This is a genomic window from Arsenophonus nasoniae DSM 15247 (assembly GCF_000429565.1).
Lineage (GTDB): Bacteria > Pseudomonadota > Gammaproteobacteria > Enterobacterales > Enterobacteriaceae > Arsenophonus > Arsenophonus nasoniae.
The window spans coordinates 1-1,019 of the sequence record NZ_AUCC01000297.1 but is presented as its reverse complement, the minus strand read 5'-3'; the positions used below and the strand labels follow the sequence as shown (position 1 = coordinate 1,019).

Genomic DNA, 1,019 nt, shown 5'->3' with positions numbered 1-1,019 from the left:
ACGGCATATCACCCACCAAACTACGGCATATCACCCACCAAACTACAAAAGATTAAGACTACAAGCATAAAATGGGCTATAATAAAAGCAAAAAAATGAGATATAATAGCAATAAATACAATAACTTATAGTAATTCAGTGCAATAAAAAGGAAGGAAATAGTTCAATTCAGTAAATTTATAAACATTTGATTTTAAAGGAAAATAAAAAAATAACTGAATTTATAATTTATTGAAAATAAAAGGAAAAATAAAATAACAAATCCACCAAAAAAGCCAGCTAATCTTTTATAATCAAAAAAAATATAGTCTTTTTTAATCGGCTTTACCCCTGTGGATAACTTTTCTTCCAACAAAAACTCCTAACCCAAAATATGTTACTACTGAGTGACCGTATTTCTTTTTGGCTAGTAGTGATATTCCGCTTCCTCGTCTGCTCACTCGCTTCGCTCGGTCACAGACTTGTGGCGAGCGGGGGATTTTAATTAAAAAGATTTTTTGGTTAATTAACGCTGAAACATTGCACTTTTTAGTTGCTACAGCTAGCATCACTAGAATTAACGTATCCACTAATTCAGGCACACCATGAACAAAACCGAACTCATTAATCAAATTGCTAAAAAAGCCGACTTAACCAAAAAAGATTCAGAGAAAGCACTGAACGCATTGATTGAAACCGTGACAGAAGCGCTAAAGGCGGGAGATGAAGTACAACTCGTTGGCTTTGGTAGCTTCCAAGTTAAGCCAAGAGCAGCAAGGGAAGGTCGTAATCCAAAAACGGGCGAGGCACTTAAAATTGCTGCTTCAAACGTACCGAGTTTTAAAGCGGGTAAAACTTTAAAAGAAGCCGTTAATTAAAACTTCTGGAAAAAAAAGCCAACAGGCTGAGTTGGCTAACGGTGTTGAAAGGAAATTTTTATATAACTTTTTTATTTCTAATATGTAATGAGCAAATCCATCATAAACATTCTTTAAGCCAAAATTTGCCTAGAAGATCTCATCTTCGACAATTAACATCAT

Annotated in this window: 2 protein-coding genes; one reads left to right on the top strand and one right to left on the bottom strand. The window is 34.2% G+C overall.

What is annotated here, in order from left to right; all coding sequences use genetic code 11:
* Positions 1-193: 193 nt before the first annotated feature.
* Complete coding sequence (locus G468_RS24075; RefSeq protein WP_155847045.1) at positions 194-352, bottom strand: hypothetical protein; 159 nt, start codon at positions 350-352, stop codon at positions 194-196.
* Positions 353-584: 232 nt separating this feature from the next.
* Here G468_RS24075 and G468_RS0118595 point away from each other — a divergent pair, with 232 nt between their 5' ends.
* Positions 585-857 carry an HU family DNA-binding protein gene (locus G468_RS0118595; RefSeq protein ID WP_026824223.1) on the top strand — a complete coding sequence of 91 codons (273 nt, stop codon included), beginning with the start codon at positions 585-587 and terminating at the stop codon, positions 855-857.
* The last annotated feature ends 162 nt before the right edge of the window (positions 858-1,019 follow it).